23 protein-coding genes are annotated in these 21,522 nt (G+C 60.9%); 20 read left to right on the forward strand and 3 right to left on the reverse strand.

Annotated features, from left to right (window positions below):
• Positions 1–10 precede the first annotated feature (10 nt).
• From GM655_RS16325 to tatC, 20 genes are all read left to right on the forward strand, one after another.
• Complete coding sequence (locus tag GM655_RS16325; protein ID WP_155435734.1) at positions 11–655, forward strand: MlaC/ttg2D family ABC transporter substrate-binding protein; 645 nt, start codon at positions 11–13, stop codon at positions 653–655.
• A gap of 11 nt (positions 656–666) precedes the next feature.
• On the forward strand, positions 667–1,086 hold the full coding sequence (locus GM655_RS16330) for an STAS domain-containing protein (RefSeq protein ID WP_155435735.1): 420 nt from the start codon (positions 667–669) through the stop codon (positions 1,084–1,086).
• 179 nt (positions 1,087–1,265) lie between these two features.
• Positions 1,266–2,180, forward strand: a complete 915-nt coding sequence (locus tag GM655_RS16335; protein WP_155435736.1) for an ABC transporter ATP-binding protein — start codon at positions 1,266–1,268, stop codon at positions 2,178–2,180.
• Positions 2,177–2,944 (forward strand): ABC transporter permease, encoded by a 768-nt coding sequence (locus tag GM655_RS16340; protein WP_155435737.1) that lies wholly within the window; start codon positions 2,177–2,179, stop codon positions 2,942–2,944. Before GM655_RS16335 ends, GM655_RS16340 begins: the two co-directional genes overlap by 4 nt.
• Positions 2,945–2,969: 25 nt before the next feature.
• Complete coding sequence (locus GM655_RS16345) at positions 2,970–3,206, forward strand: BolA family protein (RefSeq protein WP_155435738.1); 237 nt, start codon at positions 2,970–2,972, stop codon at positions 3,204–3,206.
• A 2-nt stretch (positions 3,207–3,208) separates the two neighbouring features.
• Entirely contained in the window at positions 3,209–4,459 is a 1,251-nt protein-coding gene (murA, locus tag GM655_RS16350) for a UDP-N-acetylglucosamine 1-carboxyvinyltransferase (protein WP_155435739.1), read from the forward strand.
• 20 nt (positions 4,460–4,479) lie between these two features.
• The gene (gene hisG / locus GM655_RS16355; RefSeq protein ID WP_155435740.1) at positions 4,480–5,142 is read left to right on the forward strand and encodes an ATP phosphoribosyltransferase; all 663 of its coding nucleotides are present in this window, start codon (positions 4,480–4,482) and stop codon (positions 5,140–5,142) included.
• Between the two features lie 12 nt (positions 5,143–5,154).
• Positions 5,155–6,471 (forward strand): histidinol dehydrogenase, encoded by a 1,317-nt coding sequence (gene hisD / locus GM655_RS16360; protein WP_155435741.1) that lies wholly within the window; start codon positions 5,155–5,157, stop codon positions 6,469–6,471.
• An 11-nt stretch (positions 6,472–6,482) separates the two neighbouring features.
• On the forward strand, positions 6,483–7,391 hold the full coding sequence (locus GM655_RS16365) for a DNA-methyltransferase (RefSeq protein WP_229632599.1): 909 nt from the start codon (positions 6,483–6,485) through the stop codon (positions 7,389–7,391).
• Positions 7,392–7,409: 18 nt separating this feature from the next.
• Complete coding sequence (gene hisC / locus GM655_RS16370; protein WP_155435742.1) at positions 7,410–8,504, forward strand: histidinol-phosphate transaminase; 1,095 nt, start codon at positions 7,410–7,412, stop codon at positions 8,502–8,504.
• A 30-nt stretch (positions 8,505–8,534) separates the two neighbouring features.
• Positions 8,535–9,125, forward strand: coding sequence for an imidazoleglycerol-phosphate dehydratase HisB (hisB, locus tag GM655_RS16375; RefSeq protein ID WP_155435743.1), 591 nt, complete (start codon positions 8,535–8,537; stop codon positions 9,123–9,125).
• Positions 9,126–9,138: 13 nt separating this feature from the next.
• On the forward strand, positions 9,139–9,777 hold the full coding sequence (gene hisH / locus GM655_RS16380; RefSeq protein WP_155435744.1) for an imidazole glycerol phosphate synthase subunit HisH: 639 nt from the start codon (positions 9,139–9,141) through the stop codon (positions 9,775–9,777).
• 63 nt (positions 9,778–9,840) lie between these two features.
• Positions 9,841–10,629 carry a 1-(5-phosphoribosyl)-5-[(5-phosphoribosylamino)methylideneamino]imidazole-4-carboxamide isomerase gene (hisA, locus tag GM655_RS16385; RefSeq protein WP_155435745.1) on the forward strand — a complete coding sequence of 263 codons (789 nt, stop codon included), beginning with the start codon at positions 9,841–9,843 and terminating at the stop codon, positions 10,627–10,629.
• Positions 10,630–10,633: 4 nt separating this feature from the next.
• Positions 10,634–11,395, forward strand: a complete 762-nt coding sequence (gene hisF / locus GM655_RS16390; RefSeq protein WP_155435746.1) for an imidazole glycerol phosphate synthase subunit HisF — start codon at positions 10,634–10,636, stop codon at positions 11,393–11,395.
• A gap of 18 nt (positions 11,396–11,413) precedes the next feature.
• On the forward strand, positions 11,414–11,875 hold the full coding sequence (gene hisI / locus GM655_RS16395) for a phosphoribosyl-AMP cyclohydrolase (protein WP_155435747.1): 462 nt from the start codon (positions 11,414–11,416) through the stop codon (positions 11,873–11,875).
• Positions 11,872–12,210, forward strand: a complete 339-nt coding sequence (locus GM655_RS16400) for a phosphoribosyl-ATP diphosphatase (protein ID WP_155435748.1) — start codon at positions 11,872–11,874, stop codon at positions 12,208–12,210. The genes hisI and GM655_RS16400 overlap by 4 nt, the downstream gene beginning before the upstream one ends.
• 21 nt (positions 12,211–12,231) lie before the next feature.
• A complete protein-coding gene (locus tag GM655_RS16405; protein WP_371866859.1) occupies positions 12,232–12,603 on the forward strand; it encodes a histidine triad nucleotide-binding protein in 372 nt (123 codons plus the stop codon).
• Between the two features lie 151 nt (positions 12,604–12,754).
• Positions 12,755–13,000 (forward strand): Sec-independent protein translocase subunit TatA, encoded by a 246-nt coding sequence (tatA, locus tag GM655_RS16410; protein ID WP_155435749.1) that lies wholly within the window; start codon positions 12,755–12,757, stop codon positions 12,998–13,000.
• 70 nt (positions 13,001–13,070) lie between these two features.
• Positions 13,071–13,559, forward strand: coding sequence for a Sec-independent protein translocase protein TatB (gene tatB, locus GM655_RS16415; protein ID WP_155435750.1), 489 nt, complete (start codon positions 13,071–13,073; stop codon positions 13,557–13,559).
• Positions 13,560–14,315: a twin-arginine translocase subunit TatC gene (tatC, locus tag GM655_RS16420; RefSeq protein WP_155435751.1), complete on the forward strand. Its 756-nt coding sequence runs from the start codon at positions 13,560–13,562 to the stop codon at positions 14,313–14,315.
• Here the strand turns inward: tatC and GM655_RS16425 are convergent.
• The 3 genes from GM655_RS16425 to GM655_RS16435 all read right to left on the reverse strand — a co-directional run bounded on the left by GM655_RS16425 (position 14,312) and on the right by GM655_RS16435 (position 21,518).
• Entirely contained in the window at positions 14,312–15,079 is a 768-nt protein-coding gene (locus tag GM655_RS16425) for a coiled-coil domain-containing protein (protein WP_196308787.1), read from the reverse strand. The genes tatC and GM655_RS16425 overlap by 4 nt on opposite strands.
• 119 nt (positions 15,080–15,198) lie before the next feature.
• The gene (locus tag GM655_RS16430; RefSeq protein ID WP_196308788.1) at positions 15,199–17,226 is read right to left on the reverse strand and encodes a DUF885 domain-containing protein; all 2,028 of its coding nucleotides are present in this window, start codon (positions 17,224–17,226) and stop codon (positions 15,199–15,201) included.
• A 125-nt stretch (positions 17,227–17,351) separates the two neighbouring features.
• Positions 17,352–21,518, reverse strand: a complete 4,167-nt coding sequence (locus GM655_RS16435) for a DEAD/DEAH box helicase (protein WP_155435753.1) — start codon at positions 21,516–21,518, stop codon at positions 17,352–17,354.
• Positions 21,519–21,522 lie beyond the last annotated feature (4 nt).

The following is a 21,522-nucleotide window of genomic DNA, read 5'->3' on the forward strand; positions in this document are numbered from 1 at the left end:
GGTAAAAAACATGACTTTTATTAAACAACTTATCGCCGCAGCGGGCCTGACTTTCGCGGCGACCATGGCACAGGCGGCCGTACCGGCCAACGAAGCACCCGACGCGCTGGTGAAGCGTATCAGCCAGGAAGTGATCGAAATCGCCAAGACGGACAAGGCGATCCAGGCGGGCGACCAGAAAAAGGTCATGGATCTGGTGGAAAACAAGATCCTGCCGTATGTGGACTTCCAGCGCATGACGGCACTGGCAGCGGGCCGCTTCTGGCGCGACGCTTCGCCCGAGCAGCAGAAAGCCCTGTCGGAACAGTTCCGCACGCTGCTGATCTTCACCTATTCCGGTGCGCTTTCGCAGATCAAGGATGAAACCATCGAGTTCAAGCCGCTGCGTGCCGATCCGACCGACACGGAAGTGGAAGTGCGTTCGCAAGTGAACGTTGCGCGCGGCGAGCCGATTCCGCTGAACTACCGTGTGGCCAAATCGTCGACCGGCTGGAAAATCTACGATATCAACGTGCTGGGCGCCTGGCTGGTGGAAACCTACAAGGGTACGTTTGCTTCGGAAATCAACAAGGGCGGCATGGATGGCCTGATCAAGGCGCTGACCGAGAAGAACAAGAAGCTGGCCAACAAACCACTGAAACCTGTCGCTAAATAAGACTGACTGCCATGTCCACTGCTGTTGCCGAAGCCATCGACGATTTCAAATCGGTCACCACTCTGAACGTGCAGAACGCCACGGCGGTGCTCGAGCGCGGTCTGGCCGCCCTCAAGGCTGGCCAGACGGTGTTCGACCTGCGCTATGTGCTGACGGTGGATTCGGCAGCCGTTTCCGTGCTGCTCGCATGGGAAAAGGCAGCGCAGGATGCGGGCCTGACGCTGGAACTGAAAAATCTGCCGCCGGCCCTGCAAAGCCTGACCAAGCTGTATGGCGTGTGCTCGCTGCTGTTCCCTACCTCGGTTACGCTGGAGCCGGGCGAGGCTGCGCCCGCCAACCCATTGCATGAAGAGTTCCACGCCGTGACGGGCCAGCCCGACACGGCCAAGCTGAAAGTGGGCGCCAGCCCCGAACCACAGCATCATCATTGACCCCCGCCTTATGGAATCCGGCCAGAAACTAGCGCTCTGGCTCGGTTCCCGTCAATTTCCCCTATAATTGAAGGTTGCCGCAGCCGAAGTGCCGTGGCTTTCCCAGTAGTCCCCGCCCTCGGGCAGCTCGCGCCGGATTAAAGCCGCCGCACCTTACTGCACTTTACTGAAAACCAAGCATGACAGCGATCCAAATAACGAATGTCGAGAAGCGCTACAAGTCGCTCCAGGCGCTAGGTGGCGTGTCCCTGACGATCGAAGAAGGCGAATTTTTCGGTCTGCTAGGCCCTAACGGTGCCGGTAAAACCACACTGATTTCCATCATCGCCGGCCTGATCCGCCCCGATGCGGGCAAGGTCACCATCCACGGCCACGACGTGACGGGCGATTTCCGGGCTGCACGCAAGAAGCTCGGCGTGGTGCCGCAGGAGCTGGTATTCGATCCCTTTTTCACGGTGCGCGAAACGCTGCGCCTGCAGTCCGGCTACTTTGGCCTGCCGAACAACGACGCGTGGATCGACGAGGTCATGCACAACCTCGATCTGACCAACAAGGCCGATACCAATATGCGTGCGCTGTCCGGCGGCATGAAGCGCCGTGTGCTGGTGGCGCAGGCGCTGGTGCACAAGCCGCCCGTGATCGTGCTCGACGAGCCGACCGCCGGGGTCGACGTGGAACTGCGCCAGACCCTGTGGCAGTTCATCACGCGCCTGAACCGCGAAGGCCACACGGTGGTGCTGACCACCCACTATCTGGAAGAGGCGCAAGCCATGTGCAAGCGCGTGGCCATGCTCAAACTGGGCAAGGTGGTGGCGCTCGACAGCATGGCCGCGCTGATCCGCCGCATCTCCGGCTCGCAACTGGTGCTCAATCTGCGCGAAGGCGAACTGCCGGCCGATCTGCGCCATCTGGTCAGCCATCCCGAGCTGAGCGACGAGGGCCGCAAGTACAGCCTGCGCATCAATGATTATGCCGAAGTCGAACCTATTCTTGCGCGCCTGCGCGAGAGCGGCGCGCAGCTCGATGAAATGCAGCTACAGCAGGCCGATCTGGAAGACATCTTCCTGCAGATTATGGACAAGGGGAGCGTATGAGTTTGATGTCTATCGGGTTCCGCACGCTGGTGTACAAGGAGACCCTGCGTTTCTGGAAGGTGGCTACCCAGACCATCGCCGCGCCGATACTGACGGCCATGCTGTACCTGCTGATCTTCGGTCATGTGCTGGAAGGCCGCGTGACGGTGTACAGCGATGTCAGTTACACCGCCTTCCTGATTCCGGGGCTGGTGATGATGAGCGTGCTGCAGAATGCGTTTGCGAATGCGTCGTCGTCGCTGATCCAGTCCAAGATCACGGGTAATCTGGTGTTCGTGCTGCTGACGCCATTGTCGCACTGGGAGATTTTCTCGGCCTACGTGATCGCGGCCATGGTGCGCGGTATCGTGGTCGGTGCCGGCGTATTCATCGTCACGGCGTGGTTCGCCCATCTGTCGTTTACGGCGCCACTGTGGATCATCGTGTTTGCGCTGCTCGGTGCTGCCATCCTCGGCACCATGGGTCTGATCGCCGGTATCTGGGCGGAGAAATTCGACCAGCTGGCTGCATTCCAGAACTTCCTGATCATGCCGCTGACCTTCCTGTCCGGCGTGTTCTATTCCATCCATTCGCTGCCACCGTTCTGGCTCACGGTGTCGCACCTGAATCCGTTCTTCTACATGATAGACGGCTTCCGTTACGGTTTCTTCGGCCAGTCCGACGTCAATCCGCTAGTCAGCGTGAGCATCGTCGCGGCCTTCCTCGTGGCGCTGGCTTTGCTGGCGATCCGTTTGCTGCAAAGCGGTTACCGACTGCGCCACTAAGCACCCAATCTACAAGGACATCATCATGACTACTACCCCGGAACTGATCCATAGCTACCTGAGCGCCGGTCTCGAATGCACCCATCTGGAAGTGGAAGGCGACGGCCAGCACTTTCAGGCACTGATCGTTTCGCCGGCCTTTGCCGGCAAGCGCATGGTGCAGCGTCACCAGCTGGTGTATGCCGCGCTGGGCGACCGCATGCGTGAAGAAATCCACGCGCTGTCGATGAAAACCCTGACCCCTGAAGAATACCAAGGATAAGTATGGACAAGCTGCTGATTCAAGGCGGTAACCGCCTGCAAGGCGAGATCACCATTTCCGGCGCCAAGAACGCTGCCCTGCCTATCCTGTGCGCCGGTCTGCTGACTTCCGGTGACGTAGAACTGAGCAACGTGCCGCATCTGCACGATGTGGCCACCATCCTCAAGCTGCTGGGCCAGACCGGCCTGAAAGTGCAGCAGGATGGCGACCGCGTGACGCTGAACGGCAGCGCCATCGACAAGCTGGAAGCGCCGTACGAGCTGGTGAAAACCATGCGTGCCTCGATTCTGGTACTGGGCCCGCTGCTGGCCCGTTTCGGTTCGGCCAAGGTCTCGCTGCCGGGCGGCTGCGCCATCGGTTCGCGTCCGGTCGACCAGCACATCAAAGGCCTGCAGGCCATGGGTGCCGAGATCACCATCGAAGGCGGCTACATCTACGCCAAGTGCGCCAAGCTCAAAGGCGCGCGCATCGTCACTGACATGATTACCGTGACGGGTACGGAAAACCTGCTGATGGCCGCCACGCTGGCCGAAGGTGAAACCATCCTCGAGAACGCAGCCTGCGAGCCGGAAGTGACCGACCTCGCCAACCTGCTGGTAGCGATGGGCGCGAAGATCGAAGGCATAGGCAGCAACCGCCTGACCATACAGGGCGTGAGCGAACTGCATGGCGCCAAACATGCCGTGATTTCCGACCGTATCGAAGCGGCGACCTTCCTGTGCGCCGTGGCGGCAACGGGTGGCGACATCACCATCCGCAATACCCGCGTCGACATCATGGATGCTGCGCTGGACAAGCTGCGCGAAATCGGCCTGCAACTGACGATAGGCGATAACTGGATCCGTGCGCAGATGGACCAGCGCCCGCACCCTGTGACCTTCCGCACCACCGAATATCCGGGCTTCCCGACCGATATGCAGGCGCAGTTCATGGCGGTGAATACCATCGCCGATGGCGCCAGCCGCGTGACGGAAACGATTTTCGAAAACCGCTTCATGCACGTGCAGGAGATGAACCGTCTGGGCGCGTCCATCGAGACGGACGGCAATACGGCCTTCATCAAAGGCGTCGAGCAACTGGTAGGCGCGCCTGTGATGGCGACCGACCTGCGTGCTTCCGCTTCGCTGGTGATTGCAGCGCTGGCTGCGCGTGGCGAAACGCTGATCGACCGCATCTATCACCTCGACCGTGGCTACGACCAGATGGAAGTCAAGCTGTCGGCAGTGGGCGCGGACATCAAGCGCATCAAATAAGAACCCAATTAGGAAGAACCATGAGCGGATTTCAGGCCAACTCGCAGCTGATACTGGCGCTGTCGAAGGGACGTATTTTCGAGGACACCCTGCCCTTGCTGGAAGCAGCAGGCATCACCGTGACCGAAAACCCGGAGACTTCGCGCAAGCTGATTCTGTCCACCAATGACCCGGATGTGCGCGTGATCATCGTGCGCGCTACCGACGTGCCGACCTATGTGCAGCATGGCGCGGCCGATTTCGGCGTAGCCGGCAAGGACGTGCTGCTCGAGCATGGTGGTGAAGGCCTGTACCAGCCTATCGATCTGAATATCGCGGCCTGCCGCATGTCGGTGGCCGTGCGCAACGGCTTCGACTACGAGACGGCCGTACGTCAGGGTGCGCGTCTGCGCGTGGCCACCAAGTTTGTGCAGACCGCGCGCGAGCACTTCGCCAAGAAGGGCGTGCACGTCGACCTGATCAAGCTGTATGGTTCGATGGAACTGGCGCCGCTGGTGGGCCTGTCGGACGCCATCGTCGACGTGGTCAGCACCGGCAATACGCTGCGTGCCAACGACCTCAAGGAAGTGGAAGCCATCATGGACATTTCCTCGCGTCTGATCGTGAATCAGGCGGCCCTCAAGCTCAAGCGCGAGCGCTTGCAACCGATTATCGAGGCCTTCGAACGCGCCTCCAAAAAATAAAGCACATTCATCATGTCGATTCAGATTAGCAAGCTAGATTCAAGCCAAGTAGATTTCAAAAAGTCGCTGGATGCCCTGCTGGCATTTGAAGCGAGTACCGATGAAGCCATCGAGCGTGCCGTGGCCGGCATCCTCGCCGATGTGAAAGCGCGCGGCGATGCCGCCGTGCTGGAATACACTAACCGGTTCGACCGCATCCCTAACGGCGGCGCAGCCAGCATGGCCGCCTTCGATATCGGCACGGCCGAACTGCAGGCGGCACTGGCTGCCATTCCTGCGGCCCAGCGCAGCGCACTGGAAACGGCAGCGCAGCGCATCCGCGCCTTCCACGAACGCCAGAAGCAGGAATTGCAAGGCTTCCGTTACACCGAAGCCGATGGCACGGTGCTGGGTCAGGTGATTACGCCGCTGGACCGCGTAGGCATCTATGTGCCGGGCGGTAAAGCTGCCTATCCTTCCTCGGTGCTGATGAACGCGATTCCGGCCCACGTGGCCGGTGTTCAGGAAATCATCATGGTGGTGCCGACGCCGGATGGCGTGAAGAACCAGATGGTGCTGGCCGCTGCGGCAATTGCCGGCGTGACCCGCGTGATTACCATCGGCGGCGCACAGGCAGTCGGTGCACTGGCCTACGGAACGGAAACCATTAGTCCGGTCGACAAGATCGTCGGCCCCGGCAATGCCTATGTGGCCGCTGCCAAGCGCCGCGTGTTCGGCATCGTCGGCATCGACATGATTGCCGGCCCTTCCGAAATTCTGATCATCTGCGACGGCACGACCGATCCGGACTGGGTAGCGATGGATCTGTTCTCGCAGGCCGAGCACGACGAACTGGCGCAATCGATACTGCTGTGCCCTGACGCCGACTACATCGCCAAGGTGGAAGCGAGCATCAATAAGCTGCTGCCGGCCATGCCGCGTGCCGATGTGATCCGCACTTCGCTGACTGATCGCGGCGCGCTGATCAAGGTGGCTGACATGGCCGAAGCCTGCGCGATCGCCAACTCGATCGCGGCCGAACACCTGGAAATTTCGGCCGAAGATCCGCAGCGCTGGGCTGACCAGATCCGCCACGCGGGCGCCATGTTCCTCGGCCGTTATTCGTCCGAATCGCTGGGCGATTACTGCTGCGGCCCGAATCACGTGCTGCCCACTTCGCGCACGGCGCGCTTCTCGTCGCCACTCGGTGTGTACGACTTCCAGAAGCGTTCCTCGCTGATCCACGTCAGCGAAGCCGGCGCCCAGACGCTGGGCAAGGTGGCCGCCGAACTGGCCTACGGCGAAGGCTTGCAGGCGCATGCTCGCAGCGCCGAACTGCGTCTGAAATAAGCTGCCCCACCATGACGGCAGCCGGCTGGATCGATCAGGTATTTTGCGAGGATGCGCTAGCAGGGCTGGCGCGCATCCCCGATGGTGCCATCGATCTGATTCTGACCGATCCGCCCTACAATTTGGGCAAGGATTACGGCAACGACTCCGACAGCCAGACGGTGGAAGACTATCTGCGCTGGACCGAGCAGTGGATCGATGCGGCCCTGCCCAAGCTCAAGCCTAACGGCAGCCTGTACATCTTCCTCACGTGGCGTTTTTCGCCCGAGATCTTCGTGCTGCTGAAACAGCGCATGACCATGATGAACGAAATCATCTGGGATAGACGCGTGCCGTCCATGGGCGGCAGCGTGCGCAGCTTTTCGTCGGTGCATGACACGATCGGCTTTTTCGTACGCCGCAAGGATTACTACTTCGATCTCGATGCCGTGCGCATTCCCTACGATGCCGAGACCAAGAAAGCCCGTTCGCGCTCGATCTTCGTGGGTGCCAAATGGCTGGAAGTGGGCTACAACCCGAAAGACCTGTGGAGCGTATCGCGGCTGCACCGCGAGCATCCCGAGCGGGCCGACCATCCAACCCAGAAGCCGCTGGAAATCATCGAGCGCATGGTGAAGGCCTCCTGCCCGCCTGAAGGCGTGGTGCTCGATCTATTCATGGGCAGCGGCACCACGGCGATCGCCGCCAAGCGCTGCGGCCGCCATTTCGTCGGTTTCGAACTCAATCCCGATTACTGCGCCATCATCGGCGAACGGCTGGCGCGCGAACAGCAGCTAGCCGATGCCGCACTGACCGCCAGCGCTACCGCTACCTCTACCGCGCTGCCCGAGCCGGTGGCCGTGCGGGCTGCCGCCAGCAAGAAAAAATCTGCGCCGCGTACGCGCAAGCCCGTCGTTAAACGAAGTTCTGCCAACTCATAGCTAAGGAGCCCTTGCAAGATGTCCCCCATCGACACCCTGATTAACACCACTATCCGCTCCGACGTGCGCTCCATCCAGAGCTACCACGTTGCCGATGCCAGTGGCTTTATCAAACTGGATGCGATGGAGAACCCTTACGAGCTCCCGCATGCGCTGCGCCAGCAACTGGGCGCGCGGCTGGCCGAAGCCAGCCTGAATCGTTACCCCGTTGCTTCTTATGCCACCCTCAAGCAGCGCGTGCGCGAAACGCTGGGCGTACTGGCCGGCTACGACGTCATGCTGGGTAATGGCTCGGATGAACTGATCTCGATTTTGTGCATGGCCTGCGCCCAGCAGGAACGGCGTGCCGTGGTGGTAGCACCCACGCCATCGTTCGTGATGTACCAGCGCTCGGCCCAGTTTGCCGGCATGGACTATGTGGGCGTACCGCTCAAAGCCGACCTGACGCTGGACTTGCCGGCCATGCTGGCGGCCATCGCCAAACACCGCCCTGCGCTGGTGTTCCTGTCCTACCCGAATAACCCGACCGGCAATCTGTTCGGCGCCGACGACATCGTCGCCATCATCCGCGCATTGGACGGTTTCGGTCTGGCCATCGTCGATGAAGCCTACGAACCGTTCGCCAGCGACACCTTCATGGGCCGCCTGCCCGAGTTCCCGAATCTGGTGGTGATGCGCACGGTGTCCAAGCTGGGGCTGGCCGGTATCCGCCTCGGTTATATGTCGGCCGCGCCGCAACTGCTGGCTGAACTGGACAAAGTGCGGCCTCCTTACAACATCAACGTATTGACCCAGATTGCGGCCGAATTCGCGCTCGAGCATGTGGAGGTGCTGAACCAGCAGGCCAGTGCTTTGCGCGCCGCACGCGCCGATCTGGCAGCCGCTATGGCCGCTCTGCCCGGCGTGGAGGTTTTCCCGTCGGCGGCGAATTTTATCTTGATTCGGGTGCCAAATTCCGATGATGCCTACGCGAAACTGCTGTCTCGCAAGGTATTAATTAAAAATGTGAGTAAAATGCACGGTGTGCTGGCCAATTGTTTGCGTATCACGGTCAGTACGCCGGAAGAAAATCGTGCCTTCCTCGATGCCTTTGCTGCATCGCTGTCGGCCTGAAGTTATCGACATCGCTATCGCGAGCCTTTCATGAACCGCACCGCAGAAATTATCCGCAACACCAACGAGACGCAAGTCCACGTTTCGCTCAATCTTGATGGTACCGGCAAGCAGAAACTGAATACCGGCGTACCGTTCCTCGATCATATGCTGGACCAGATCGCCCGCCACGGCCTGATCGATCTGGAAGTGGAAGCCACCGGCGATATCCATATCGATAACCACCATACGGTGGAAGACGTCGGCATCACGCTGGGCATGGCAGTAGCCAAGGCCATCGGCGACCGCAAGGGCATTGTCCGCTACGGCCACTCGTATGTGCCGCTGGATGAAGCGCTGTCGCGCGTGGTGCTCGATTATTCGGGCCGTCCCGGCATCGAATACCATATTCCATTCACCCGCGCGATGATAGGCACTTACGATGTCGATCTGACGCTGGAATTCTTCCGCGGCTTTGTCAATCACGCCGGCGTGACCCTGCACATCGATAATCTGCGTGGTACCAATGCGCACCACCAGTGCGAAACCGTGTTCAAGGCCTTCGGCCGCGCGCTGCGCATGGCATCGGAACTCGATCCGCGTGCTGCCGGCACCATCCCATCGACCAAGGGCAGCCTGTAATAGCTCAATCAACATGAATAAAATCGTAGTAGTGGATTACGGCATGGGCAATCTGCGCTCGGTCGCCCAGGCTTTGCGCGCCGTAGCGCCGGAGGCCGATGTGGTGATTTCGGGCGAGGTGGCCGACATTGAAAGTGCCGACCGTATCGTTCTGCCCGGACAGGGCGCCATGCCGGACTGCATGCGCAGCCTGCGCGAATCCGGTGTGCAGGATGCCTTGCTGGCAGCCTCGCGCAGCAAGCCGCTGATGGGAGTGTGCATCGGCGAGCAGATGCTGTTCGAGCGTAGCGAAGAAGGCCATGCTGCCGGTCTGGGCCTGCTGCCCGGCGAGGTGGTGCGCTTCCAGCTCGATGGCATGCTGCAGGAAGACGGTTCGCGCTTCAAAGTGCCGCAGATGGGCTGGAATCAGGTGCAGCAGAGCGCTGCCCACCCGATGTGGCAGGACATTCCCGACAATAGCTATTTCTATTTCGTGCATAGCTATTTTGCCCGTCCCAGTGTGGCCGAACACACCGTGGGCGTGACCGTGTACGGTGCGCCGTTCAGTTGCGCCGTCGCACGTGATAATATTTTTGCGACCCAGTTCCATCCCGAGAAGAGTGCAGCCGCGGGTCTGCAGTTGTACAAGAATTTCGTCCACTGGAGTCCCTGATTCCAGCCCAGTGCAAACTTTAACGTTCACCAATTTACAGTTCACTTTACTGATCAAATCATCATGCTGCTCATTCCTGCCATCGACCTGAAAGACGGTCACTGCGTACGCCTGAAACAGGGCGATATGGAACTTGCTACCGTATTCTCCGAAGAACCTGCTGCCATGGCGCTGCACTGGCTCAAACAGGGCGCACGCCGTTTGCATCTGGTCGATCTGAACGGCGCCTTTGCCGGCAAGCCGAAGAACGAAGCGGCCATCAAGTCCATCCTCAAAGTGGTGCAGGAATACGCCGAAGAGAACGATCTCGACGAAATCCCTGTGCAGCTGGGCGGCGGCATCCGTGATCTGGACACCATCGAACGCTACCTCGATGCCGGCATCAGCTACGTCATCATCGGTACGGCGGCCGTGAAAGAACCGGGCTTCCTGCATGACGCCTGCGGCGCCTTCCCCGGCCACATCATCGTTGGCCTCGATGCCAAGGACGGCAAAGTGGCCACCGATGGCTGGAGCAAAATGTCCGGTCACGAAGTGATCGATCTGGCCAAGAAGTTCGAAGCCTACGGCGTGGAATCCATCATCTACACCGATATCGGCCGCGACGGCATGATGGGCGGCGTGAACATCGAAGCTACCGTCAAACTGGCTCAGGCCGTGAAGATTCCGGTGATCGCCTCCGGTGGTCTGCATAACATCGCCGACGTGGAAGCGCTGTGCGCGGTGCAGGACGAAGGTATCGAAGGCGTGATCTGCGGCCGTTCGATTTACGAAGGCACCATCGATCTGGCCACGGCCCAGGTGCGTGCCGATGAACTGAGCGGCGACCTGGTCGACGACGAAGCCGAATAAACCTATGCTCGCTAAACGCATCATTCCCTGCCTCGACGTGACCGATGGCCGCGTCGTCAAAGGCGTCAATTTCACCGAGCTGCGCGATGCCGGCGATCCGGTGGAAATCGCCCGCCGTTACGACGAACAGGGCGCTGACGAACTGACCTTCCTCGACATTACCGCCACCAGCGACAACCGTGGCCTGATCCTGCACATCATCGAAGCGGTGGCCTCGCAAGTGTTCATTCCGCTCACCGTCGGTGGCGGGGTGCGCGAAGTGGCCGATGTGCGCCGCCTGCTGAATGCGGGCGCGGACAAGGTCAGCATGAATTCGTCCGCGGTGGCCAACCCGCAACTGGTGTATGACGCCGCGCACAAGCACGGCTCGCAGTGCATCGTGGTGGCGATCGATGCCAAGCAGGTGGCACCGGGCAAGTGGGAAGTGTTTACCCACGGCGGCCGCAAGGCTACCGGCCTCGATGCGATCGAGTGGGCCAAGAAAATGGAACAGCTGGGCGCCGGTGAAATCCTGCTGACCAGTATGGACCGCGACGGCACCAAGTCTGGCTTTGATCTGGGCCTCACGCGCGGTGTGTCGGATGCCATCAGCATTCCCGTGATCGCTTCGGGCGGTGTGGGCGGCCTGCAGGATCTGGCCGACGGCATCAAGCTGGGCAAGGCTGACGCCGTGCTGGCTGCCAGTATCTTCCACTATGGCCAGCACACGGTGCAGGAAGCCAAACAGTTCATGGCGCAGCAGGGTATCCCTATGCGTCTGGCATAGGGAATTAAAGGAAACACGATGTCTACGCCTACTGCTAGCAGCCTCGCCAAGGCTAAATGGCTGAAAAAAATCCACTGGGACGAGCATGGTCTGGTGCCCGTGATCGCCCAGGAAGCGGGCAGCAACGATGTGCTGATGTTCGCCTGGATGAACCGCGAAGCACTGGCACGCACGGTGGAACTGGGCGAAGCCGTGTACTGGAGCCGTTCGCGCAAGAAGCTGTGGCACAAGGGCGAAGAGTCCGGCCATGTGCAGAAAGTGCTGGAAATCCGTCTCGACTGCGATGAAGACGTGGTGCTGCTGAAGATCGAGCAGGCTGGCGGCATCGCCTGCCACACGGGCCGGCATTCCTGCTTCTACCAGAAGTTCGAAGGCGATGCGCTGGAAGGCGACTGGCAGACGGCCGAGCCGGTGCTGAAAGATCCGGCACAAATCTATGCGGCCGAGCAGGCCGCCAAACCGAAAAAGACCACCCCATGAGCACCATACTAGACCGTCTGGCCGAGATCATCGAATCGCGCAAGCCGGCGCAGGGCGGCGACCCTGCCACTTCCTACACGGCCAAACTGCTGGCCAAGGGCGATGACGCCATCCTCAAAAAAATCGGCGAAGAAGCCACTGAAACGGTGATGGCCGCCAAAGATGTGCGCGCCGGCGCCGATAGCGGTAAAGTGCTGTACGAGGTGGCTGATCTGTGGTTCCACACGCTGGTACTGCTGGCCCAGTTCGACCTCAAGCCGCAGCAGGTGCTGGATGAACTGGCGCGGCGCGAAGGCGTGTCCGGTCTGGCTGAAAAAGCGGCACGCAAGGAATAAACCTGTCTAACCGGAGCTGTTGTGGATAACTGCCTGTTTTGCAAAATCGCTGAAAAAAAGATTCCTGCTACCATAGTCTATGAAGATGATGAGTTGCTGGCCTTCAAAGACATCAACCCGGCTGCCCCGGTGCATCTGCTGGTGATTCCGAAGAAGCATTACGCTACCCTCTCGGCCTGTACGGCGGAGGATGCGCCATTGCTGGGCCGCATGCTGGCACTGGCGCCGAAACTGGCGGCAGAGTTCGGTTGTGGCGTGCAGCACGCAGCAGACGGCACGCCTAGCGCCGGCTACAAGACGCTGATTAACAGCGGTCCTGATGGCGGGCAGGAGGTGTACCATCTGCACATGCACATCATCGGCGGGCCGCACCCGTGGCGCGGCCAGCGCTAGGCGCAGAGCGGGCCGGAAGCGTGTCTTTGTTCATAGTTGCTTGTATGAAAACATTACAAATGCATGACATTGGCGCTTCGCTTATACTGTCGCAGGCGTTTTTTGAATCAACGGAATTTTAGGGCGCGCGCGTCCTGCAAGGGGAATAGAAATGGGTACAGGTAGCTGGTTGCACTGGGCAATTCTGCTGGTGGTCGTAATTCTGATCTTCGGCACCAAGAAGCTCGGTAATGTGGGTTCCGATCTGGGTAAAGCCGTGAAAGGCTTCAAAGACGGTATCAAGGGCGAAGAAGACAAGGCGGCCGCTCCGGCTGCCCCAGCCGCTTCTACGCCGCCGGCACAGGTGGCCGACAAGAGCACCATCGACGTCGAAGCCAAGGAAAAGAGCAAGCAGTAAGCACTGGCCTGCGGGCTGGCTTCCGCATGGGCGGAAGCTGGCTCAAGGCCGGCTCTGATGCCGGATATTTATGATCGATCTTGGTCTGACCAAACTCGCGGTAATCGGTGTGGTGGCGCTGGTCGTCATCGGACCGGAAAAGCTGCCCAAGGTGGCGCGTATGGCGGGTACGCTGTATGGCCGTGCCCAGCGCTATCTGAGCGAAGTCAAATCGGAAGTCTCGCGCGAAATCGAGATGGAAGAGCTGCGCAATATGCAGAAAGAAGTGCAGACGGCAGCACAGAATATCAAGCAGGACGTGGAAGCCTCGCTGGCTGAAAGCGTGGCCGAAGTACAGAATATGTGGCCGGACTCGGTCGCCGAGACGCGCATCATCAGCGCCACCGACGAGGACCTGAAGCGCAAGGCGCGCGAGTTCCGCCGCAAGAAGCTGGTGCGCAATGCCGCAGTGCCGGGCTGGTACAAGCAGATGCACGGCGGGCGCCAGCATGTGGTGTCCGGCGCGGCGCGGGTGGCACGCTTCCGTCCCCGCAATCACACCCCTACCTCGTTTTACTAAATGACTACTTCCAAGCCGGGCGAAGAGACCTTTATCTCTCACCTGATCGAATTGCGCGACCGTCTGGTGCGCGCCACCATCGGTGTGGTGGTGATGTGCGTCGGTCTGCTGATCTGGCCAGGTCCGGCCCGCATTTACGACATTCTGGCCGCGCCCATGATCGCTTCGTTGCCGGTCGGCTCGAAGATGATCGCCACGGGGGTGACTTCGCCGTTTCTGGTGCCGATGAAGGTGACGCTGGTGCTGGCCTTGGTAATGGCCCTGCCGTGGGTGCTGTACCAGATCTGGGCGTTTGTCGCGCCGGGTCTGTATGCGCATGAAAAGCGGCTGGTGGCGCCACTGGTGATTTCGTCCTCGGCGCTGTTCATGGCGGGGGTGGCGTTCTGCTACTTCTTCGTGTTTGGCCGCGTATTCAAATTTATTGCCGAGTTCTCGCCACAGTCGATTGCCGTTACGCCCGATATCGAAAACTATCTCGATTTCGTCATGTCCATGTGTCTGGCGTTTGGCGCGACTTTCGAAGTGCCGGTGGTGGTGGTGATACTGGTGCGTATGGGGCTGGTCAGCGTGGCTAAGCTGAAAGAGATTCGTCCCTATGCCATCGTCGGTGCTTTCGCTGTTGCCGCTGTGGTAACGCCACCGGATGCGGTGAGTATGTTCTCGCTGGCCATTCCCATGTGTCTGCTGTTCGAGCTGGGCATACTGGTTGCGCCCTTATTCGTGCGCATGTCCACGGCGCCGGAAGAGAAAGCCTAAGTTCTCGCTAGCAGCGCCGCGACGCCGAACAAGGTGACGGCGTTGATCAGCAGCGAGCTGCCGACCAGCCAGAAAAGTACCTTGGAACGCTGCCCGAGGCGTTCGATTCGAGCGCTAAGCACTTCCAGTTTGCCATTGATTTCCTGCCGCAACGCATGCAGTTGCTCATGCATTTCCTTGCGCAGGGCCTCCATTTCTCTGCATATCTCATTCACTTCGTTACGCAGGTCGGCCACTTCTTTACGCAGGCTCGCCACTTGGTTACGCAGGTCGGCCACTTCGCTACGCAGACTATCCAATTGGCCATGCAGGCTTGCCACTTCATTACGCAGGCCATCCACTTCGCCATGCAGACCATTTATCTGACCTTGCAGGTCTTTATGCAAGGCGCCTAGCATCGCCAGCATTTCGCTACGCAAAGTCGCGATCTCCGCCCGCATTTCAGCGCGCAAAGCTGCGATTTCTGCACGCATTTCAGCGCGCAAGGTGGCGATCTCCGCTTGCATTTCAGCACGTAAGGCTGCAATCTGCGTCTGCATTTCGGTGCGTAGCGCACCAAGCTGGGCCTGCATTTCATTGCGTAGGATGTCGATGCGCGCCAGCAGATCGGTTTTGAGCAACAGCAGGTCGGCGGGCGTGACGGTGGTGTCGTGCAGGACTTCGGCCAGCGCCTGAGCTTGCGCTTCGGCCTGATCGGACGGCACGCCGGCGTCACCCAGCTTGCGTGCATATTCCAGCGTATTGAAATGGATGGGCATATTCATTACCGCTCCCTGATCGCATGCTAGCAGAACTGGCGATTCCCGCTGCCAGTTCCCCATCGTATCGAATCAGGGGCGGTGCTGTTTGCGGGCACGCAAGCGTGCCGCACCCAGCCGCAGGCTTACTGGTTCATCAGCCCTTTGATGACGCGTACGGGCGCGCTGCCGTAGCTGAGGAACTGCTCGTGGAAGTCTTTCAGGTTGAACTTGCTGCCGAGCGCCTGCTTGCGCTGCTCGCGCAGTTCCATGATTTCGCTGTAGCCGCTGAAGTAGCTGGTTAGCTGCACCGACGAGACCTGCACGCGATGCCATTTTTCCACCGCTTCGCTACGCGTCTGGAATGCCTGACGGGTCAGCAGGTCCAGCGCCTGCTGCTCCGTCATGCCCAGCACGTGCACGCTGTAATCGAGGATGGTGTTGGTCACGCTGCGCAGGTTCCACTTCGAATACATCAGCCACATTTCCGGCGAATTCTCGCCATAGCCCGATTCCAGCATCATGCGCTCGCCGTACACGGCCCAGCCCTCCACCATGGCGCCATTGCCGAAGATGGATTTGACGATGGATGGCGAACGGTTGGCATAGACCAGTTGGGCGTAATGGCCGGGGATGGCTTCGTGGATATTCAGGATCTGCAATATCCAGTAGTTGTACTCGCGCAGGCTGCTTTCGGCCTGTTCTGCCGTGGCGCCATCGAGCGGAGTGACGTTGTAATAAGTCTTGTCCTGCGGACGGTAAGGGCCAGGCGCATCGATGCTGGCACCGGCCACACCGGCCGCATAGGCGGGCGTGGCGCGCACTTCCAGCGGCTTGCTCGGATCGAGTGTGAGCAGATCATGGCTGATCACCCAGTCCTGCAGCAGCGGCACCTGACGGCGGATTTCCTTCACGAAGTCGTCGCGCGCGACATGGCGCTCGGACAGCTTGTCTATCATCATGCCGATGCGGCCATAGCGGTCGGCCGGACGCGGCGTCGCGCCCAGATAGCGTTCCCACAGCTCATCCGTAATCCGGCTCATATTCGACAGCAGCTCTTCCCGTGCTGCCAGCGCCTTCTGGTAAGTTTCCTCGGCCGTGCTGGCCGACTGGATATCGAAGGCGAACTTCTGTTCGTACAGTTCCTTACCCAGACGGAAGCTGCGGCGGCCCGTGCTATCAGACTGTTTATCCAGCTCGGTCAGGAAGGCCACATAGCCATCGATGGCCGTCAGCGCCGCATTGATGCGCTGGGTGTAGAGCTGCTTTTCCACCGGTGTGAGGATGGAGGCCTGCGCCGCCTTGTCCACTTCCGTCAGCAAGGTCTGGATGCCGGGCGCCTGTGCGATGGCCAGACGCGTATGTTCGCGCGTCGGGTTGACGATGTTGGCGCGCGCCGCTTCGTAATAGGCCGGAATGCTGGCGATACGCTTGAGCAGGGTGCGCAGGCGCTGCGGTTGGGCCGCGTATTCCGTGTTGAGGATCAGGTCGATAGGGCCGGCCACGTTGTAGCTGGCCGGATTCCATTCCCATTCCTTGAGGGTGGTCAGGCGGAAGCGGTCGCTCTCGAGCTTGTTCATCAGCAGGGCCAGATCCGTGCGCTGCTTGAGCGCCAGCTTGTTGGCCTCGACGGCGGCGAACTTCATCTTCCATTCATCGATGAAGGCCAGCGCGCGCGCCTGCCCGGCCTTGTCGGGGATGGCCAGCGTCGCGGCCGTATCGTACTTGCCCGCATACACGGCGCTTTCCGAATCCAGACGCCAGAGCGCGTTGAGGAACTGGTTACTCAGGCTGTTGAAGTTGCGGTCACGGTAGCTTTCCGGTGCCACCAGTTTCAGCGATGCCGGCGTGGCAACAGCGGCACCTGCTACCAGCGCCTTGCCGGTGCTGGCATGCTTATCCTTGCCGTGTTTGCTGCTCTTGCTAGTTTTGCTGCCGCTGTCCTTGCTGCTCTTGCCGCTTTTGGATTTGCTACTTTTGCTGCTGCCCTTGCTGCTACTTTTGGTGCTGCTTTTTTCGCTGCCTTTGCTGCTATGGCTGCTTTTACCTGAGCTCTTGTGGTGCTTGCCACTGCTGCTGGTTTCTTCCGTATCCTTGTGGTGCTTGCTGGCGCTGGCCGGTGCGACGGCGAGCGTCGTCATCAATACAGCTAGCGCAATCTTGGTTTTAATCATCGTGAACAGCCTTGTCTAAATAGGCCCGGGTGGGTACCGGACCGAAGCGGAGGAGATTATCATTAAATCGCCTGTTTGCGCGCTTCCGTTTGTAACGGCAGCGCTACTTGATTGCTAGGGAGAGATTAGCGGCGCAAGCCTTCCTGCAGCATGGCCAGCATCTCGCTGGCGGACATACGGCCTGACACATCGGCGCCTTCCAGCAAGCTATCGGCCAGATCGCGCTTATGCTGGTGCAGCTCAACGATGCCTTCCTCGATGGTATGGCGCGCCACCAGCCGGTAAATGGTGACAGGGCGCTGCTGGCCCATGCGGTGGGCACGGTCCGAGGCCTGATCTTCCACGGCCGGATTCCACCAGGGGTCCATGTGGATCACGTAGTCAGCCGCCGTCAGGTTAATGCCTACGCCGCCCGCTTTTAAGCTGATCAGGAAGACTTCGCCCTGACCCGACTGGAATAAATCGACGCGTTTCTTGCGCTCGGCCATGGGTGTGGCACCATCCAGATACTGGTAGGCGATGTTCTGCTGATCCAGATGGGCGCGGATCAGCGCCAGATGGTCGACAAACTGGCTGAACACCAGCACCTTGTGGCGGTTTTCCAGTAAGCCCAGCAACAGGCGCGAGAACGCGGCCAGCTTGCTGCTGGCCAGCCCCAGTTCCGGCGCCACCAGTTGTGGGTTGCAGCAGGCGCGCCGCAGCTTCATGATTTCGGCCAGTATCTGCATGGACTTCTTCTCGGCCGGTCCTTCTACCTGTTCCAGCTTTTCCAGCGCAGCGCGGCGTAGCGATTCGTATAGCGTGGCTTCTTCCGGCGACAGATCGACTTCCAGCGTGATCTCCGTGCGGGCCGGCAGTTCGCTGAGCACCTGCGCCTTGGTCCGGCGCAGCATGAATGGCTGGATCAGGCGGCGCAGACGTTTGCGTGCGCCCACTTCGGCGCGGTGATCCTGCTGGCGCTCGATCGGGCCGGCAAAGCGCAGATTGAACTGGTCCAGATTACCAAGCAAGCCGGGATTGATGAAGCGGAACAGGTTCCACAATTCGCCCAGATGGTTTTCCAGCGGCGTGCCGGTGGCCACCATGCGGAAATCGCCCTTTAGTGCCATCACGGCCTGCGAGCGCTTGGTAGCGCCGTTCTTGATGGCCTGCGCTTCATCGAGCACGATGGTATGCCACTGCACGCCAGTGAAGCGGGCCGCTTCCAGCTGCAGCAGGCCGTAGCTGGTCACTACCACGTCGTAGGGCTGCAAGTCGCCCAGCATGGCGGCACGGTCCCCAATGCCGAACTGGTGGACCTTGAGCGTGGGTGCAAAGCGTGCCGCTTCGCTGATCCAGTTCAGGCAGACGCTGGTTGGCGCGACGACTAATGTCGGCCCCTGCGGTGCGCGCGACAGGATCAGCGCCAGTGCCTGCAGCGTTTTGCCCAAGCCCATATCGTCGGCCAGACAGGCGCCCACGCCCCAGTGGGCCAGCCGCGCCAGCCAGTTGTAGCCTTCCAGCTGGTAGTCGCGCAATTCCGCCTGCAGGGTAGACGGCAGTTGCGGCTGGAACGCGGCCTGCGCCGCCATCTGTTCCAGATGCTGCTTCCAGCGCTTGTCCGACTTCAGCGTGCCCACTTCGCTGGCCAGTTCTTCCAGCGAGAAGGCGGCCAGCGGGTGCAGGCGTACGCCATCGCCATGCAGTTCGCCATAGGCCGCCACTTGCTGCAGGCGGCGGTGCAGCGCATCGGTCAGCGCCAGATAGCGGCCTGCCGACAGTTCGACAAAGCGGCTCTGGCTATTGCGCATCAGTTCCAGCAGGGTTTTCAGATCGATCACCTGATCTTCCGCCACCTTCAGTTCACCGCTGGCGGCAAACCAGTCCTTGTTGCTCTTGATGGCGAGGCGTAGCTGGCGCGTACTGGCCTGCGCCGTCAGCGCGAATGGCTGGCCGTCCGGCCATGCCAGCACCAGTGTGTCGGCCGGCAGTTCCTGCAGCTCGGCCAGCAGTTGCAGACACAGGGCCGGCTGACCGAGCAGCCATTCATCGTGATCCTGCTCGGCTTCTCCCAGCACAGGGCAGCGTTCGATCAGCTGGCGTTCGGCTTCCTTTTCATCGGCCAGTGCGCGCGTGGCGCGGGCCGGTTTGCCATCGATTTCCGCGATCACATTGGCGGCACCGGCGCCGGGCGCGTAGTAGGCGCCATTGGCCAGTGGCCGCACCAGTATCTGCAGCTTGAGGCCGTGCTGATAAGGCAGCAGGTGCAGGTGCAGCCGCGTATCGGCTGGCACTTGCTGCATGTCGGGTGCGGCGCCGCCGATTTCCGACTGTACCGTGACCATGCTGGACATGGCGCTGATGGCTTCCAGTACTTGCGCTTCGGCGCGTGCCGGCACCACCAGCCCGGTGCCGACGATGGCAGCGATGCGGCGGTGTTCGTCGAGGATGCTGATGACGCGCAGGCGGTTAGGCGTCTCGCGGCTGATGATGACCAGCGCGCTATCGTCGGGTATCGGCGGCTGCAGCCGCAGTTCCAGGCTGCCGGCCTGTTTGGTGATCAGCAGTTCCGGTGCACCGGCCAGCAGTTCTACCCGCGTGTCCGGCGCGTCGGCCCAGAACAGCAGCGGGTGGCCTACCAGCAGCGGCGCGGCGCGCTGCGGATCGACTTCGTAACTGAGGCCGCTCGCGTGGTAGTTGCGGTGGGCGACCGAGATGGCTTCCGCTGCGCGTATGTCCTGCGGCGTCAGGTACTCGAACTGTTCGGATTCGAAGCGCAGCCGTTTCAGGCTGACGGCGCGGCCTTTACTCCATGCGCCGCGCGCGTCGCGCTTCTGTTCTACCGCGCTGATTTCATGCAGACCGTAGCGGTTGTCATAGCGCAGCAGCCATGCGAGTCGTGCTGCGCCACTGCTGCTGTCGGCGCTGGCCGGTTGCTGCAGATTGATCAGCGCAGTAAGTTGGCGTTGCCACGCCTCCTGCCGCTCGAACCAGACGGAGAGATCGCACAACCCCAGTTGCGCACGCAGCGCCTGCGCCTGCTGTTGACGCGTGCGGTCGCCCAGTGCACCGAGCAGGCTGGCTAGCTGACCGGCCAGCAGCAGATAGCCTGCCGCTTCCGCTGCGGCCAGTGCATCTTCCATTTCGGCGCGGCGCTCGGCCAGTTGCGGCAGCGAGAGCCAGAAGTACAGCAGGCACTGGAACACCTGCGTCTGTAGCTGGTTGCCCCATGCCAGTGTGGCGGCCGCTTCGGCCGGCAGCGTACCGGCGCGGATCTGGCGCAACAGATCGATCTGCTGGTGAATCGCGCTGTCGTGGTTGTGCCCTGCGCGTACGGCCAGTTCCAGATAGGCGCTGGCGGCCTTGCGGTGCTTGGCGTCGTCGCTGCGCAGCAGGGCCAGCATGTAGAGATAGCTGCCCATGCCGCTGAACAAACGCGTGCGTTTGCCCGTTTCGCGCCGCAGGATTTTGAGTGCCGCTTCATAGCCAGCCAGCGCCGCGCCGGTATCGCCGCGCAGCAGGCGTACGCTGGCCGCCAGATACTGGCTTTGCCAGCCTTCCGTACCGGCCAGATAGCGCTCGGCCTCGTCGCAATGGCCGCACAGGATGGCATCTTCGGCCAGCGCCATGCGCAGCTCCATGCTGATGTCGTCGCCAGCGGCCTGCCGATTTTGCTGGTGCTGCTGGCAGTACAGGCGGATAGTGGGCGCGGTAGCTGGCGCATACTGGGCTGCTTGCAGCAGCACTTCCAGCACATCGTCGCGCAGCAGCGGGTGCACTTGTGCCAGCATCTCTGGCTCGAATGGTCGGCCGAAGATTTCCAGTATGGGGTGTAGCTGCGCAGCTTCGTAGCTGCCCAGACAAAAGGTCAGCACGGGCTGGATCTGCTGCGGCGTGTGGCCGCGCAGATAGCCCATGCGCAGGCGCGCAATGCCGGCGCGGTAGCTGCGCGGCTCCATGCTGTTCCAGGTCTGGCGCAGCGGCGCCAGTGTTTCGTAGGCGCGGCACAGGTCGTCCAGCATGTGCTGGTCTATCGCGGCGCGCAGCGCGGGCCAGCGCAGCTTCGGGTTGCAGACAAAGCCGCGCCCGACCACCACGCTGATGAAGGCCAGCCGTTCCAGCTTCTGCATAGCCTGATCCAGACTGGCCACGGTGAGCGGACGGCACGCTGCATCGAGCACCCGCGCCGAGTCTAGCTGGTCGAGCAAGGCGGTGCGGCCTACCGGTTCGCCTATCAGCGCCAGTTGCGCCAGTATCATCTGCTCGTGCGGCGCCAGCGCAGCGAATTCGTCCAGCAGCATGGAATCACTCATGCAG

This window comes from Pseudoduganella danionis, from assembly GCF_009720775.1.
In the GTDB taxonomy this organism is placed as follows: Bacteria; Pseudomonadota; Gammaproteobacteria; order Burkholderiales; family Burkholderiaceae_D; genus Rugamonas; species Rugamonas danionis.